General features: G+C 38.1%; 14 protein-coding genes and 1 pseudogene. 8 read left to right on the top strand and 7 right to left on the bottom strand.

Annotated features, from left to right (window positions below):
- Positions 1-7: 7 nt before the first annotated feature.
- From adeC to sdsA, 6 genes and pseudogenes are all read right to left on the bottom strand, one after another.
- Positions 8-1,441 (bottom strand): AdeC/AdeK/OprM family multidrug efflux complex outer membrane factor, encoded by a 1,434-nt coding sequence (gene adeC, locus PCI70_RS04635; protein WP_269914180.1) that lies wholly within the window; start codon positions 1,439-1,441, stop codon positions 8-10.
- Positions 1,441-4,617, bottom strand: coding sequence for an efflux RND transporter permease subunit (locus tag PCI70_RS04630; protein WP_269914179.1), 3,177 nt, complete (start codon positions 4,615-4,617; stop codon positions 1,441-1,443). Before PCI70_RS04630 ends, adeC begins: the two co-directional genes overlap by 1 nt.
- A 21-nt stretch (positions 4,618-4,638) precedes the next feature.
- A pseudogene (locus PCI70_RS04625) lies at positions 4,639-5,790 on the bottom strand (efflux RND transporter periplasmic adaptor subunit); the annotation flags it as partial.
- Between the two features lie 26 nt (positions 5,791-5,816).
- Positions 5,817-6,401: a phosphatase PAP2 family protein gene (locus PCI70_RS04620; RefSeq protein WP_269914178.1), complete on the bottom strand. Its 585-nt coding sequence runs from the start codon at positions 6,399-6,401 to the stop codon at positions 5,817-5,819.
- 116 nt (positions 6,402-6,517) lie between these two features.
- The gene (locus PCI70_RS04615; protein WP_269914177.1) at positions 6,518-8,542 is read right to left on the bottom strand and encodes a site-specific recombinase; all 2,025 of its coding nucleotides are present in this window, start codon (positions 8,540-8,542) and stop codon (positions 6,518-6,520) included.
- A gap of 11 nt (positions 8,543-8,553) precedes the next feature.
- Positions 8,554-9,531, bottom strand: a complete 978-nt coding sequence (gene sdsA / locus PCI70_RS04610) for an All-trans-nonaprenyl-diphosphate synthase (protein WP_269914176.1) — start codon at positions 9,529-9,531, stop codon at positions 8,554-8,556.
- Positions 9,532-9,833: 302 nt separating this feature from the next.
- On the opposite strand from sdsA, the gene rplU reads away from it, so the two are divergent.
- From rplU to PCI70_RS04575, 7 genes are all read left to right on the top strand, one after another.
- On the top strand, positions 9,834-10,145 hold the full coding sequence (gene rplU, locus PCI70_RS04605) for a 50S ribosomal protein L21 (RefSeq protein WP_269914175.1): 312 nt from the start codon (positions 9,834-9,836) through the stop codon (positions 10,143-10,145).
- An 18-nt stretch (positions 10,146-10,163) separates the two neighbouring features.
- Positions 10,164-10,421: a 50S ribosomal protein L27 gene (rpmA, locus tag PCI70_RS04600; RefSeq protein ID WP_269914174.1), complete on the top strand. Its 258-nt coding sequence runs from the start codon at positions 10,164-10,166 to the stop codon at positions 10,419-10,421.
- A 169-nt stretch (positions 10,422-10,590) separates the two neighbouring features.
- Entirely contained in the window at positions 10,591-11,265 is a 675-nt protein-coding gene (gene lolA, locus PCI70_RS04595; protein ID WP_269914173.1) for an outer membrane lipoprotein chaperone LolA, read from the top strand.
- A gap of 95 nt (positions 11,266-11,360) precedes the next feature.
- A complete protein-coding gene (locus PCI70_RS04590; RefSeq protein ID WP_269914172.1) occupies positions 11,361-12,104 on the top strand; it encodes an RsiV family protein in 744 nt (247 codons plus the stop codon).
- A gap of 100 nt (positions 12,105-12,204) precedes the next feature.
- The gene (gene serS, locus PCI70_RS04585) at positions 12,205-13,476 is read left to right on the top strand and encodes a serine--tRNA ligase (protein WP_269914171.1); all 1,272 of its coding nucleotides are present in this window, start codon (positions 12,205-12,207) and stop codon (positions 13,474-13,476) included.
- 30 nt (positions 13,477-13,506) lie between these two features.
- A complete protein-coding gene (gene cysG, locus PCI70_RS04580; protein WP_269914170.1) occupies positions 13,507-14,880 on the top strand; it encodes a siroheme synthase CysG in 1,374 nt (457 codons plus the stop codon).
- A gap of 16 nt (positions 14,881-14,896) precedes the next feature.
- Positions 14,897-15,370, top strand: a complete 474-nt coding sequence (locus PCI70_RS04575; RefSeq protein ID WP_269914169.1) for a tRNA (cytidine(34)-2'-O)-methyltransferase — start codon at positions 14,897-14,899, stop codon at positions 15,368-15,370.
- Here the strand turns inward: PCI70_RS04575 and PCI70_RS04570 are convergent.
- Positions 15,363-15,740 carry a winged helix-turn-helix transcriptional regulator gene (locus PCI70_RS04570; RefSeq protein WP_269914168.1) on the bottom strand — a complete coding sequence of 126 codons (378 nt, stop codon included), beginning with the start codon at positions 15,738-15,740 and terminating at the stop codon, positions 15,363-15,365. The two genes, PCI70_RS04575 and PCI70_RS04570, sit on opposite strands and share 8 nt — an antisense overlap.
- A 91-nt stretch (positions 15,741-15,831) precedes the next feature.
- Between PCI70_RS04570 and PCI70_RS04565 the strand changes: the two genes are divergently transcribed.
- Positions 15,832-16,395, top strand: a complete 564-nt coding sequence (locus PCI70_RS04565) for a flavodoxin family protein (protein WP_269914167.1) — start codon at positions 15,832-15,834, stop codon at positions 16,393-16,395.
- Positions 16,396-16,401: the final 6 nt, after the last annotated feature.

Raw genomic sequence — 16,401 nt, 5'->3', positions numbered from 1 at the left:
TTTATGATTATTGCTGACGTAATTCTTGACTTGAAGGTTGGTGCTGAATTTGATCAGCTGTATAGGTTTTTACACCACCACCTAGTGTTTGATATAGCTCAATTTGATTATTGAGATTAGATTGCTCTAAAGCTAATAACGTTTGTTGTGCAGTATAGAAACTTTGTTGAGATGTAAGTACAGTTAGATAATTATCGATCCCTGCTCGAAAACGTGCAGTAGATAATTGATAAGCACGATTTGTTGCTTCTACCAAACGGCGCTGAGCATTTAAACGTTCGTCTAGGTTCTGACGCGTCGCCAATACATCGCTGACTTCTTTAAAAGCAGTTTGAACTGTTTTTTCGTAACTTGTGATATAAAGTTTTTGCTCAATTTCAGAAACACGAATATTGGCTTTACGCGTGCCCCAGTCAAATATTGGTAAATCTAAACTCGGTGCAAAAGACCAAACGAATGTACCCGACTTAAATAAGTTAGATAATTCTGTTGATGAGTAACCAGCAGAGCTAGTCAAACTAATAGTAGGAAATAGTTTGGCTTTTGCTGCACCAATATTCGCACCTGCTGCACTGAGTTGATATTGTGCTTGTTGTATATCTGGACGGTTTTGTAATAAATCACTTGGTAAGCCAGAAGATAGTAGTTTCTGCTCTGTAATTATTTTTACCGTTTGTTTTGGCAATAGATCTGTTGGAACTGTTTGTCCAGCTAATAAGTTAAGAGCATTTTGTGCTTGAGCAACTTGTGTTTTGTAATTTGCCACATCTGCGCGTGCAGTTTCTACAGAAATTTGTGCTTGTCTTAGTGGCACTTCACTGTCAATGCCCACATCAAAACGCTTTTTATTTAAAGTGTAAGCCTGTTCTTGAGAAGCTAAAGTTTGCTGTGATAGTTGTAGGTTTGCATAGCTATATGAATATGTAAGCCAAGCTTCAGCAACTTCACTAATTAAACTAATTTGTGTTGCATCGCGTGCACTTTGCGTCGCTAAATAACTATCTAAAGCAGCGTCTTTTAAACTTCTTACACGTCCCCAAAAATCTAGTTCATAAGAAGTTGTACCTACTCCTACGCTATAAACGCTGGTTGGTTGATAAGAAGTACTTAGAGTACTGCTACGTGTTAAACCGGCACTTCCATCAAATGTAGGCAATTGATTTTTTTTCGTAATTTGATACTGAGCTTGGGCTTCTTGAATATTTAATATAGCCGTACGCATGTCACGGTTATTAGCAAGTGCTAAATCAATAACTTGTATTAAACGCGCATCAGAGAAAAAGTTTTTGTAGCCTTGCGCTGCAATAGAAGTTCCTTGATTATTAGATGCATATTGCATCGGAACATCTGTTTTTGTAACAGGTTCGGGCCCCCGCATGCTTTGGCAAGCAGCCAAAGCAAGCGTAAGCGCAGAAACTGCAATGCGTCCAAAAGTTTGCATTACGATTTTTGCTCCTGAGAGTGTGTATTTTTGGGTTTGTACTTAAAGATACTACGAATCCAAACAAAGAAAACAGGAATAAAGAAAATTCCAAGTAATGTTGAACTGATGACACCACCTAATACACCATAGCCAACAGAATGCTGACTACCTGCACCTGCACCTGATGATAAAGCAAGTGGAAGTACACCAAATCCAAAGGCAAGTGTTGTCATGATGATTGGTCGTAGACGTAGTCGGGCAGCATGTAAAGTCGCCTCAAAAAGATCTTCCCCTTTTTCTTGTAGCTCTTTGGCAAATTCTACAATTAAAATTGCATTTTTAGCAGATAAGCCAATCACCGCAATCATGGCAACTTGGAAATAAATATTATTTACAAGCCCAGTATTATGCAAAACGGTAAAACCGAAGAAAGTTAAGCTTAATGCTCCAATAATGCCAAGTGGAACAACAAGCAATACAGAAAATGGAATTGACCAACTTTCATATAATGCAGCTAAACATAAAAACACAATCATCAATGAAAGAGCATATAGGTAAGTCCCTTGGGAACCTGATTCAGTTTCTTCTAGTGATAAACCTGTCCACTCATGTGAGAAACCAGTTAATCCCATTGATGGAAGTTTTTGCATGATTTCTTGCATGGCTTGCATAGCTTCACCTGAACTTACACCTTGAGCAGGGCTACCTTGAATTTCCATTGCTGAAATACCATTGTAGCGTTTAAGGCTAGGTGACCCGTAAGTCCATTGGCCTACTGCAAATGCAGAAAATGGAACCATACTACCGCTACTATTACGTACATACCATTTATTTAAATCTTCAGGCATCATCCGATTTTCAGCGCTACCTTGTAGATAAACTTTTTTGATACGTCCTTGATCCAAGAAGTCATTTACATAACTGCCACCCCAAGCAATACTCATCGTATTGTTGATATCTGTTATGCTTACACCCAAGCTACCTGCTTTTTCTTGATCAATATTAATTTGATATTGTGCTGCATCTTCCATACCATTTGGACGCACACTTGTGAGGCGTTTGTCTTGAGCGGCCATACCTAAAATAGCATTACGTGCAGCAAGTAACTTTTCATGACCTTGCCCATTAGTATCTTTTAACATTAAGTCAAAGCCTTGGCTTGTCCCTAATTCAGGCATTGAAGGAAGTTGTAATGGAAAAATTAAAGAAGCATCTTTGATGGTTGCATTCATAGCTAAACCACGTTGCACAATCCCACCAATTTGTGTGTCATCAGATGTACGTTCACTCCAATCTTTAAGCTTTACGAAGGCAATTCCTTGGTTTTGGCCTGTCCCTGTAAATGAAAAGCCTGCAATACTAAATACAGAAGCAACTGCTTTTTTCTCATTATTTAAAAAGTGATTGGTTACTTGGGTCATCACCTGATCAGTACGTTCTAACGATGAGTTAGCAGGTAACTGAACCAATGTCATGACAACACCTTGATCTTCATCTGGTAAAAAAGATGTTGGTAATGTTTTAATTAAAAAGCCTAAACCGGCAATCACAAGAATATAAAAAATTCCAGAGAATACACGATGGTGAGTCATGCGGTTCACACCGTTTTGGTAACGGTGAGATAGGCGATCAAAACTGCTATTAAACCATCTAAAGAAGCGTGCAAAAATATTATTGCTTTGCGGTGCATCTTTATCATGTGCTTTTAAAATAGTGGCACATAATGCAGGTGTAAAAGTTAATGCAACAAACAGTGATAAAATCATTGCAGTTACAAGAGTGATAGAGAACTGAAGATAAATAACGCCTGTGGTTCCACTAAAAAATGCCATAGGGACAAATACAGCAGTTAATACACTAGTAATACCGATTAATGCACTTGAAATCTGTTGCATTGAATCTTCAGTTGCTTTTACTGCATCAACATGTTCTTCACTCATCACACGTTCGACATTTTCAACCACTACAATTGCATCATCTACTAATAGACCAATGGCAAGTACCATGGCAAACATGGTTAATGTATTGATTGAGAAGCCAAATAGGTTAATAACAACAAAAGTACCCAATACCACGACAGGTACGGCAAGTGTTGGAATAATAGTTGCACGCCAGTTTTGTAGAAATAAAAACATCACGACAAATACAAGGGCAATTGCTTCAATTAAAGTATGAACAACGTTTTCAATCGAAAGTTTAATAAACGGTGTTGTGTCATAAACAATCGTATCTTTTAAACCTTTAGGATAACTCGGGCGTAAATCTTTTAAAGCCTTTTCAATGTTATTGGCTGTATCAAGTGCATTAGCACCAGTTGCTAAACGAATTGCAACACCACCAGCGGATTGATTATTGTATTTAGAGTCAAAAGAATAGTCAGATGAACCTAATTCAACTTTGGCAACATCACTTAACCGAACAATTGCACCTGATGTATTTTTAAGAATAATATTTTTAAATTCTTCAGGTGTTTGTAATAAACTTTGGGCATTTACAGTTGCATTGAGTACCTGTCCAGAAACCGAAGGCGATCCACCAAGTTGACCCACCGCGACTTGGGTGTTTTGTGCTGTAATAGCACTTGAAACATCAGAAGGAGTGAGTTGATAACTGGTAAGTTTTGCAGGGTCTAACCAAATACGCATTGCGTAAGAACCACCAAAAACTTGTACTTCACCAACACCACTTACACGACTTAGTGTATCTGAAATATGGCTATTGACGTAATCTTTGATGTACGCGCCATCTAAGCTGTTATCAGGTGAATAAAAACCAATAACTTGTAAGAAACTAGCTCCTGATTTTTTAATGGTGACACCTTGGGTTTGTACAGCATCAGGTAATAAAGCTGATGCTGTTTGCATTTTATTTTGCACTTGTACTTGTGCAATATCTGCATCTACACCCTGTTTAAAATTCACCTCAATAGAAGCTGAACCTGTTGCAGAACTGCTTGATGAAATATAGCGCAGACCATCTAAGCCATTCATTTGCTGTTCGATAATCTGAGTGACTGTATTTTCTACAGTTTGCGCGGATGCCCCTGGGTAAGTTGCAGAAATTGTAATTTTAGGTGGTGCAATGGTTGGATATTGGGCAATTGGCATTTTTGAAATAGTTAAAATACCCGCTAACATAATAACTAATGCAATTACCCATGCAAAAATGGGTCGATGAATAAAAAACTTAGCCATATATTATCCCTTTTTAGCAGGTTGATAGGGTGTGGCTTGTACAGGCATTCCTTCTTTTACTTTTGCTAAACCATCAACAATGACGCGATCCCCTGCATTTAGGCCTTTTGTAATAATCCAATTTTGACCTTGGGCACCAAGCGTTGTAACCTGGCGCGATTCCACAGTTCCCTTAGCATTTGCAAGCATAACGGTGGTTTGTCCATTTGGTTGACGAGTGACAGCAACTTGAGGAATAAGATAAGCATTCGGTACGACACCTTGTACAACACGTGCAGTTGTATACATACCAGGTAATAGAAGATGTTTAGGGTTTGGGAAAACTGCTCTTAATGTCACAGTACCTGTACTTTGATCAACACTTGCATTAGAAAAAGCCAATGTCCCATCAACAGAATAATCACTTCCATCTTCTAAGCGTAATTTCACTTTCGTATTATTACTACGATCCAAATTACCTTGGCTTAGCTGTTGGCGCAAACGTAATAATTCAGTACTTGATTGATTAATATCAACATAGATTGGGTCTAGTTGTTGAATAGTCACAAGAGCAGTTGTTTGGCTTGCAGTGACTAAAGCACCTGCTGTCACAGTAGATGTATTAGATTGACCTGATATAGGAGAACGAATCGTAGAATAACCTAAGTCAACTTGAGCGCTATCGACAGTAGCTTTTGCTGCTTGAACTTGAGCTTTTGCAACATCAACCTCACCAACTAAATCATCATAATCTTGTTTTGCAACAGCATTGCTTGCAACTAATTGTTGATATCGACGCAATTTTGTTTGTAAAGATTTTAAATTTGCTTCTTGTTGTAAATAAGCTGCTTTTGCATTGTTGAGCGTTGCTTTATTGGTACGTGAGTCAAGTTCATAGAGCGCTTGCCCTGCATGCACATAACTACCTTCAGTAAATAATCGTTTTAAAATTACACCACTGGTTTGTGGGCGTACTTCTGAAACTTGATATGCTGTTGTACGACCAGAAAGTTCTACAGCTTGTTCAATATTTTGGGGTTGTGCGGTGATGACACCTACAGGCATTGCTTGTTGCTGCTGACTTGCTGCTGCATTTTGTTGATTATCGGAATTTTTACTGCAACCTACAAGTGCCAAGCTTACTGCTAAAGCACATGTACTGAGGGTAGGAACCCAAAGTTTAGCCGACCTCATTGTTACACCTCTTTTGATTTTTAAGTTCATTGGTTTACTTTTAGATTTTGGAAAATCCATAGTAACGAAATCCAAGTACAACCTAGTCCCCAGCCGGCCATTACATCAGAAGGGTAATGAACGCCTAGATAAATTCGGGAAAGTCCCATCACCATTGCCCAACAGCCTACAAACAATAGCAAGAAGAGACGTCGCGAAGATGAAAGGTGGCGAATTAAATAAAGAGTAATACATGCCAAGCTTGCTGCATAAATGCTATGGGCACTTGGGAAGGATGTGCCATAACTTGGAACTAAATGAGAAACAATACTGGGTCGGGGACGGTCAACTAAAAACTTAAGTACCCAACCAATTGCAATACTGCCAAATGTTCCGATGCATAAAAAAGACAGTGTATGAAATTTCTTTTTATATAAAAAAAATAAAGCACAAAGTCCAAAAAGCAAAAGCATTGCAGGCATTCCTCCACTTTTAGAAAGAATAACGGCAATGCTATTTAAGTGCCCATTACGAAGATGTTCTGCAAATATCAACAAAGAGTTATCAATTTTAAGCATTAAACCGCTTAAAACACTCAAGAAAATTCCTAAGAACAACAAGTAATACGCCATGTATTACACCTATTTACTAAAGCAAGATTGTAACTAGCTCAAAGTGTACTGCTCAGTACACTTTTTTTCAAGCATTCGTTTTCTGTACAAAAATAAGACTATAACGCAAAAAAAACTTAATGTTCCTTTTTTTGTGTTTTATTTACGCTATTTTCAATTTTTGGTGGCCAAAAGAAATCACTTGGACGCGTAAAGAAATGTGTAAGGACTAATTTAGCTAAAGGCTTCCACTGTTCAAAACGTACACGACGAGCACGTAACGCTACAATAATGGTTAAGCTAAAACTTACAAAAAGGTTAGTTAAACCAATTAAGAGTACGCCTAAACATGAAATCAAAATTAACCCTAAGTCGGGTGTACCATCAATACTGAGTAAGCCTTGTATTAGGTTTGCAGAAGCGAATGCAATATGGCGAATATCTAAAGGTAACCCTAAAATAAAGCCAATAGTTCCCATACTACCTAACATAAAACCGAACAAAAAATTACCTGAGATTGCGCCTAAATTGCGTTCCATATAGTCTGCAAATTTAGTTTGATATTTTTCACCGAGTAATTTTTTCAGGCCTTTATGTTTTTTGATGCGTGGTCCAATCTTGCGGTAGATTGCCATGTTGTCAAAGTAGCCTGCAATTAGCCCTGATAAAAACAAACACACGCCTGCAATGGCGGCATGCGGAATGGCTAATGAACTAAATGGGTCAATACTATGTAAAAGGTAAGATGCTTTAGCATTACTAAGCAGATGTTGTCCAAAAAGTACGGGCCATAGTAGCGTTAAAATACCTGCAACAGGAATAGCAATAGAGATATTACCTAAAATGGCAATAAACTGAGTACGAATAATATTGACAATAAGTTCTGTAAGTTCTGCAAGTTGCGCCGTGCGTGAACCTCTGCGTTGTTGTACGGTAGAGGCTAGAGCGGCTGCTGTCATGGCAGGCTGTTTGGTAGCAACCGTAAAACTTAAAATATGGATAATTACAAAACCTAAACCATAATTTAAACTAAAACTAATCGCTTGCATAATTGGCGCAAGAGATAAGCGAGATAGCAAAATTTTGATAATGGACATACATGCAATGATAGAGCCTGCACCCGCAGCGGCTTTGTACATTGCAAAAAAGCCCTTTTTGTCTGTACTGACGTAATGTTCACCTGTTTTACTGGCATTTTCGGTTACTTGAAGTGCCAAAAGTTCATTATTGGTAGAGAGTAATGCGCCTACACTTTTTTCGTTATAATTCGCTTTGACTAAATCGGATAGTAAGTTACGAATCGCAATTTGACGTTGGGTATTACTTAAAATATGAATAAGTTGTTCTAAGCGGTCTAAACTTTGTTCAAGTACGGTAAGTAGATAGGTTAGGGTAAGACTAACGCCAATACGTTTGGTCGCACGTCTAATGTTACTAACCACATCTTGGCATTGTTCAATCATAACAAATGCTTGTGCAGGATCAGGTTGGCGATGTGCGCCAATCACATTGGCATGATCAATGAGTTCTCTAAATTGTTCAATAAAATCACTAATTTCTCGATTTTGTGCTAAAAAAGGCGATTCGTGCTCATTGAGTTTAGGTTCGGCATAAATAATTTCTGGAAATAAGCCAATACCACTAATACGGTAACTCAGCACATTCATTGCTTTAAGAATATCTTCTTGAATGTGTACCGTATTTGTCTCTTGCGTAAAATAAGCAAAGATATGTTGCCATTCTTGCAAGTCAATGCGTTCTATCCAATAACGATCAGAGGGTTGGTTAAAAACGCGTGCAATCAGATCTTGTAAATGTGTTTCATCGACAATAGGTGGAAGTAAATGCGTCATCATACGACGCCCTAATTGGTTCCAAAAACCATCTAACGATAAAATACCGCTGTCTGAGTAAAGCGTAGTTTGTTTATAGCGTGTAATAATTTTAATAATGTACTGTTGAAGTCGTGCACCATGTTCGGGGTTTTGACTTAAAAATAAAATAAACTCACTCAGTTTTTGTTTAATTTTTTGTGGATTTTTGGGATCTTTAGGACGCAGAAGTGCGACCAAATCAATTAAGGGTTGTTCATCTAAAACAGCTTGATGATGTTCAAGCTGTTGTTGAATTTGAAAAAATAAAACCGAAAATTTTTGAGGCATAATAATGTCTTTTACTGAATACGATCCAATGCAAGCTGTGCTAAGTGATATAACGCATTACGAGCAGCACTGTCAGGTAAAATGTTGAGTGCATCAAGTGCATTCTGTGTTTCTTCATGTGCACGTTCGCGACAATAGTCTAAGGCACCACTTTCGTGAACAATTTTAATCACACGTTCTAAATCGTCTAAGCCACCTGTTGCGATACTGTTGTAAACTACTTTATGGTCGTCACCTGTGGTTTTAGCCAATGCCGAAATCAAAGGTAACGTGGGTTTACCCTCCATTAAGTCATCTCCAATATTTTTGCCTAATGTTTCTGCATCAGAAGTGTAATCTAAAATATCATCAATAATTTGGAAGGCATTCCCAAAGTGACCTGCATAACGTTTTAGGGCATCACGATATTCTGGTTTATCTGCTAAAAGAGCCGCACCTTCTGTTGCAAGCTGAAATAATCTTGAGGTTTTACCATGAATGATACTGAGATAGGTTTCTTCTGTTGTATCAGGTTGATGTTGTGCTTGAAGTTGTAGTACTTCGCCTTCTGCAATTTCGCATGTCCCTGTCGAAAACTCTTTTAACAATGTCATGTTATTTAAGTCAACTAACAAATCAAATGAACGCGCAATTAAAAAATCACCCACTAAAACAGCAGTTTGATTATTCCATGTTGAGTTGGCAGTAGGGCGACCACGGCGTAAATTTGATTCATCAACCACATCGTCATGAACTAACGTGGCTGTATGGAGCATTTCAATGACTGCGGCAAGGCGTTGGGTACGTTTTAGGTCGGTTTCGCCACAGGCTTGTGCTGCAAGTAAGCACATAATGGGGCGCATGCGTTTTCCACCTGCTTCAACAACATGCTTGCTCACCGACATGACCAAAGCAACTTTAGAACTAATCCCTTCGTTGATAAATTGATCCATCGCTGCAAAGTCTGTGGCAACAGGGGAGAGGATATCTTGTTGAAAGTCGATGGTCATAAAATGAAAAACCTTTTGTGATTTTAGAATGAACTTTTATGAGTATAAAAAAACCAATACTGGGTTTTTAAAAATGATGTTTTATACCATAAAAACTATGTTTTCTTGAATAATGTTTATTGAGTGTAGGCGCTATTATAGCAATGAAGGTTAAAAATAAATGAAAGGAAATAAAATTCTTTAGCCCCTTGTTGTTTGATCGGTTTTTACTTAAAATACCAACCCATTTCCCCAGTGGCGTTCGTTTTAAGATCGATATATCCCTTTATCGGCACGACGACACGGGCTTGTTGGAGTACATTATGTACGCAGTAATCCAAAGCGGTGGTAAACAGCACCGTGTGGTTGAGGGTGAAACCCTTAAAGTAGAATTATTGAAAGCTGAAACTGGTACAACAATTACATTTGATGATGTATTAATGGTTGTAAACGGTGAAAACGTTCAAATCGGTGCTCCAGTTGTTGCTGGCGCTAAAGTAACTGCAGAAGTAGTTAGCCATGGTCGTCACGACAAAATCCGCATCATCAAAATGCGTCGTCGTAAGCACTACCGTAAACAACAAGGTCACCGTCAATGGTTCACTGAGTTGAAAATTACGACAATTTCAGGCTAATTACGAGGAGTAATAGACATGGCTCATAAAAAAGCTGGTGGTTCGACACGTAACGGTCGTGATTCAAATCCAAAAATGCTTGGTGTTAAAATGTACGGTGGTCAAGCTGTGACTGCTGGTAACATCATTGTTCGTCAACGTGGTACAGAATTCCACGCTGGTGAAAACGTAGGTATGGGTCGTGACCATACTTTATTTGCTACTGCTGATGGCGTAATCAAATTTGAAGTTAAAGGTCAATTTGGTCGTCGTTATGTAAAAGTTGAAGCTGTATAAGACTTTAACGTAGTAAAAAAAAGCCTGCCTGATGCAGGCTTTTTTTATATAAAATTTTCTACATATTTTCTTCATTTCTACGAAGATACACACAAATGAAAATATAAAATACTATTTTTAGACACATGGATGTCAGTTAATATAGTTAAAAATGAAAGGTATATGACTTATGTTACGTAAAACTTTATGTACAGTTGCATTGGCAACCAGCTTAGCACCTGCAATGGTGATGGCAGCTCCTGCATCACAACAAGAAGCAACACAAAATTTAGTTAAACAATTATCTGATTTAAAAAGTTTAACAGCCGACTTTGAACAAACGACCAAAGTAAACAGCAATAAAACTGCACCACAGAAAAAAGGGTTAACAACACAGCATTTAAATCAAACATTTAAAGGTGTGATGAAAGTAGAGCGTCCAGGTAAATTCTTTTGGGAAACATCATCACCGTCTAAACAGACAATTGTGACAACAGGTAAAACGGTTTGGATTTATGATCCAGATTTACAACAAGCGGTACGTCAGAGTATGAGTGATCAGGTGGCAAATACACCTGCGTTATTGTTGTCGGGTAATACCAATCAAATTATGCAATCTTATAAGGTAACTCAGCCAGACCGTAGCAAAACCTACTATACGCTTACGCCAAAATCGAATGACAGTGCCTTTCAAAATTTAACATTAAGTTTTGGTGCAAACAGTACACCAACCTTGATGATTTTAAATGACTCTTTAGGTCAAACGACTACTGTACGTTTTAGTAATGCGATTAAAAATGCCAGTATTCCTGCATCAACATTCAATTTTACTCCTCCTAAAGGCACCGATATTGTAGATCAATAATAATAAAGCTCCTTAAGGGGCTTTTTTTAGATACATTTTTATCATGTTTTTTGAGTGAGAAAATTTTGTATATTAAAAAAAGCGGAGGATAGCATATGAATAAAAAAATAATTTTACTTTCGAGTTTATGTACAGCGATGTTCTTTACAGGATGTCAAAAAAAATCTGTGGAATCTGAACAGACAGCTTCGGTGGCTTCTGAACAAAAACCTGAGCAAACGCCTGTTATTCAGTCTAAAACCATTCCTGTTAAATTACCGCAACAAGTTTATTGTGAAGCGGACGAATGTACAGAATATGAAGTATCGACAGTTGAAACCAATGTACCTTGGATTAACGATTACTTTGAAAAACGAATTCGTAAAGATATTCCACTTGCATTTAAACGTAGTACACGTGAGCAACCTGCTTCAAGCCCTGAGAGCACAAATTCAAATACTTATGTAGTTGATTATTTAAGCCAAAATAATAACTTGGCAACCTTTATTCTAGCTTCATCAACATACTCCGCAGGTGCGGCACATGGTATGTATCATCGTGAATATGTAGTATTTAATTTAACCACACATAAACGTGTCATGGTGTCAGATCTATATAAACCTGAGGATCAACCTAAAGTATTAGAAGCCTTGTATCTAGCCAATCAAAATTGGTTACAAGAGCATGGCATTGAGCAAGGAAAATTAGAACCAACCGATAATTTCTTTTATAGCTCAAAAGGTGTGGTTTTTGTTTATCCGTTGTATGAGTTAGGGTCTTATGCAGAAGGAATGACAGAACTAACCTTGCCGTACAATATGGCACAAGGCTTAATTAAATCTGACTACTTACCACATTAAATGTTTAATACATCTACAGTTGTTGTAGATGTATGATCTATATTTTTACAGCCGAAACGCTTACACTATAAGTTGTTTTTTTCATACAATTAGATTGGCTATGATTGACCCGAAATTACTTAGAAATAATATTGAGGCTGTAAACCTTGCGCTTGCAAAGCGTGGCGTACAATTAAATATAGAAGAATGGGCAAGTCTAGAACAACGCCGTAAAGAACTGCAATCAAAAACAGAAAACTTACAAGCCGAGCGTAATGCAGGGGCAAAGCAAGTTGGAAAAATTAAAAAGTCAGGTGGTGATGCATCTGAAATTATGGCACGTATGCAAGCGATTGGCGATGAAATTAAAGCAGCCGAGCAAGCATTATCTGAGTTACAAGCAGAATTAGAACAAAAATCACTTTCTATTCCAAACTTACCCGATGCGTCTGTACCTGAAGGTAAAGACGAAAGTGACAACGTAGAAGTTGCCACTTGGGGGACACCACGTACATTTGATTTTGACATTAAAGACCATACCGACCTTGGCGAATGGATGGGTGGTTTAGAGTTTGAAACAGCCACGAAACTCACAGGTTCTCGTTTTAGTGTTTTAAAAGGACCACTTGCACGTATGCAACGTGCACTTGCACAGTTTATGCTTGATACACATACGCTTAAAAATGGTTATACCGAAGCGTATGTGCCGTATTTAGTGAATGCTGATAGTCTGCGTGGTACAGGTCAGCTCCCTAAATTTGAAGAAGACTTATTCAAATTACAGGGCGAAAAAGAGTTTTATTTAATTCCAACTGCCGAAGTGCCAATGACAAACTTTGTGCGTGATGAAATTATTGATGCACAACGTTTACCACTTAAATATACGGCACATACGCCATGTTTTCGTAGTGAAGCAGGTTCTTACGGACGTGATACGCGTGGTTTAATCCGTCAGCACCAATTTGACAAAGTTGAGATGGTTCAAATTGTTAAACCTGAAACGTCAATGCAAGCTCTAGAAGACTTAACGCAACATGCAGAAGGTATTTTACAAGCACTCGGGTTACCTTATCGCAAAGTTTTATTGTGTGGTGGAGATATGGGCTTTGGTGCTGTAAAAACTTATGATTTAGAAGTATGGGTACCAAGTCAAAATACATATCGCGAAATTTCAAGCTGTTCAAATATGGGCGATTTCCAAGCACGCCGTATGAAAGCACGCTATCGCTTAGATCAAAAGAAAACAGAATTTGTGCATACGCTCAATGGTTCTGGTTTGGCAGTGGGTCGTACATTACTTGCGGTGATGGAAAACTACCAACGTGCAGACGGTTCTATTGAAGTACCTGAAGTATTACGTCCATATATGGGCGGTGTAGAGTCAATTAACTAATACGAAGCGCAGTGTTTAATCGAGGTAATTGTGGATATTTTCCCTATTTCTTTAAAGCTCAAACAGCAAATTTGCTTAATTGTGGGTGGAGGAAGCATTGCGTATCGTAAAGCTGTTTTGCTCAGTCAGGCAGGGGCAGTCTTACATATTGTTGCCCCACAAATTGATGAGCAATTACAACAATTGGTAAAAACACATCAAGGAGAGTTATTTTTTGATGTGTTTAAGCCAACAGTCCTTGAACAGCCATATCGTTTAGTGATTGCAGCCACAGATCAGCCTAATGTGAATAGGCATGTGTTTGAAGAGTGTGAAGCACGTAACCTGTTGGTGAATAGTGTAGATGACATTCCACATTGCCGTTTTATGGTACCTGCTATTGTCGATCGTGCACCATTACTGATCTCAATTGCATCTAATGGTACGTCGCCTGTTTTGTCACGCCAAATTCGTACGCAGTTAGAAACGCTTATTCCGCATGGAATGGGTAAACTTGCAAAGTTTTCAGGGCAGTGGCGTAAACAAGTTAAAGCACATATTCCCAACCCAGAGCAACGCCGTATTTTTTGGGAAGATTTGTATGCCAGTTCACTCAAAGAACAAGTCTTTAATGATAACTTAGATGCTGCCAATTTATTGATAGAGCAAGCATTACAGACATGGCAAACACCTAAAGGTGAGGTTTATCTTGTAGGGGCAGGGCCGGGTGATCCTGAGCTGTTGACACTCAAAGCACTCAGACTCATGCAACAAGCAGATGTTGTAATCTATGATCGTTTGGTTTCTGAACCTATTTTGAATTTATGTCGTCGTGATGCAGAACGTGTGTATGTGGGTAAGGCGCGTTCTAATCATGCAGTGCCCCAAGAAGGTATTAATGCACTTTTGGTTGAGTATGCACAACAAGGTAAACGTGTTTGTCGTTTAAAAGGCGGTGATCCTTTTATTTTTGGACGTGGTGGTGAAGAAATTCAAGAGTTAGTTGATGCAAATGTAACATTTCAGGTTGTACCTGGGATTACGGCAGCGTCAGGTTGTTCTGCTTATGCAGGCATTCCACTTACGCACCGTGACTATGCACAAAGTGTCCGTTTTTTAACGGGTCATTTAAAAGAAGGTTCTCCTGAGTTGCCATGGAAAGAGTTAGTTTATGAAAATCAGACGCTTGTCTTATATATGGGTTTGGTGGGATTAGAAACCATTTCACAAAAACTGATTGAACATGGTCAACGCCCTACAATGCCTATTGCTTTAATTTCTAAAGGAACAACACCTGAGCAAAAAGTGGTGGTGGGTACATTAGCTGATATTGCATCAAAAGTGATTGAGCATGAAATTCAAGCCCCAACGCTTACAATTATTGGTGAGGTTGTGAATTTGCGTGAAAAATTAAAATGGCAATAAGCCTAGAGGATATATTGTGATTCATGTTGTTTTATACGAACCTGAAATTCCAAGCAATACAGGAAATATCATTCGTTTATGTGCAAATACAGGTGCACAGCTTCATCTAGTAAAACCATTAGGGTTTGAATTAGATGATAAAAAATTAAAACGTGCAGGTTTAGATTATCATGAATACGCACGTATGAAAATTTGGGAAAACTTTGGTGACTGCCTTGAAAACTTGAAACAGCAAGGGGTTGATCATGTATTTCCATTAACCACAAAAGGCACACAGACGCCACATACTGTAAATTTAAATCGTCCAATTGCTTTATTGATGGGACCCGAAACGCGTGGTTTACCTGAAAATGTCCGTTTAATGTTTCCACAAGAGCAGTGGATTCGTTTACCTATGGCAGAAAATTCAAGAAGTTTAAATTTGTCTAATGCCACGGCTGTCATTGTATATGAAGCATGGCGTCAGCAAGATTTCAAGCCACTTATTTAAATCTCCTTTCGGGAGATTTTTTTTGATCAAAATTAGATTGAGCATGTAGAACCTGTTCAATGTTCTGTTCTGCCCATTGCTTCATATTTAATGCCCTAATGGATAGGTCTTGTCCAAAAGGGGTTAATGTATATTCAACACGGATGGGTGAGGTATCTAAAACCGTTCTATTAATAAAACCATCTCGTTCAAGTTGTTTAAGTTTTTGTGATAAAACCTTCGGTGAAATACCTTCTAAATTTTTTTTCAATTGATTGAAATGACACGGTTGCTGTTCAAGAAAATTAATAATCATCAAAACCCATTTATCTGCCAACGTTTCAAAAAATAAACGAGCAGGGCAGTTCATGCTATAGATATCGTAATTCATTTTAACTCACAGGTTACCAACAGGTAACTAATTGACAGCTAGTTTCTAAAAGATATTATAAGAAATAACCTTTTATAAAGCGAGATAAGACATGACAAAAATAGCAGTTGTTTATTTTTCTGGTTATGGTCATACCAAAGTGATTGCTCAAACGTTAGGGCACCACATTAATGCTGATCTGATTGAGATTGATCAAGAGGGTAATATTTTAGAACAAGATTGGGCACAACTTGAACAAGCAGATGGTATTGTATTGGGTGCACCAACTTATATGGGTTCTGCACCTTGGCAGTTTAAAAAATTTGCAGATACAACGTCTAAAATTTGGTATACACGAGGGTGGCAAGATAAAGTCTTTGCAGGTTTTACCAATAGTGCAAGTTTAAATGGAGATAAACAAAATACGTTGATCCAACTACAAACACTTGCTTCGCAACATGGTGGAATTTGGGTAAGTTTAGGATTACTACCTGCTAATTCTAAAACGGCAACACGCCAAGATATAAATAATTTAGGCGGATCAATTGGTTTACTCGTACAAACACCATCAGATGCGAGTATTGATGAAATTCCACAGGGTGATTTGGAAACGGCAAAAGTGTTTGCAACACGTATTTATAATGTAACAAGCCGATTAAAAAAAACCAGCGAATAATCGCTG

The organism is Acinetobacter sp. HY1485 (assembly GCF_027568475.1).
Taxonomy (GTDB): domain Bacteria; phylum Pseudomonadota; class Gammaproteobacteria; order Pseudomonadales; family Moraxellaceae; genus Acinetobacter.
This window is presented reverse-complemented; position numbering and strand designations above follow the sequence as displayed.

Coding starts and splice junctions, on each gene's coding strand:
- adeC (WP_269914180.1), bottom strand. CDS start 1,441: ATGCAAACTTTTGGACGCATTGCAGTTTCTGCGCTTACGCTTGCTTTG.
- PCI70_RS04630 (WP_269914179.1), bottom strand. CDS start 4,617: ATGGCTAAGTTTTTTATTCATCGACCCATTTTTGCATGGGTAATTGCA.
- PCI70_RS04620 (WP_269914178.1), bottom strand. CDS start 6,401: ATGGCGTATTACTTGTTGTTCTTAGGAATTTTCTTGAGTGTTTTAAGC.
- PCI70_RS04615 (WP_269914177.1), bottom strand. CDS start 8,542: ATGCCTCAAAAATTTTCGGTTTTATTTTTTCAAATTCAACAACAGCTT.
- sdsA (WP_269914176.1), bottom strand. CDS start 9,531: ATGACCATCGACTTTCAACAAGATATCCTCTCCCCTGTTGCCACAGAC.
- rplU (WP_269914175.1), top strand. CDS start 9,834: ATGTACGCAGTAATCCAAAGCGGTGGTAAACAGCACCGTGTGGTTGAG.
- rpmA (WP_269914174.1), top strand. CDS start 10,164: ATGGCTCATAAAAAAGCTGGTGGTTCGACACGTAACGGTCGTGATTCA.
- lolA (WP_269914173.1), top strand. CDS start 10,591: ATGTTACGTAAAACTTTATGTACAGTTGCATTGGCAACCAGCTTAGCA.
- PCI70_RS04590 (WP_269914172.1), top strand. CDS start 11,361: ATGAATAAAAAAATAATTTTACTTTCGAGTTTATGTACAGCGATGTTC.
- serS (WP_269914171.1), top strand. CDS start 12,205: ATGATTGACCCGAAATTACTTAGAAATAATATTGAGGCTGTAAACCTT.
- PCI70_RS04570 (WP_269914168.1), bottom strand. CDS start 15,740: ATGAATTACGATATCTATAGCATGAACTGCCCTGCTCGTTTATTTTTT.
- PCI70_RS04565 (WP_269914167.1), top strand. CDS start 15,832: ATGACAAAAATAGCAGTTGTTTATTTTTCTGGTTATGGTCATACCAAA.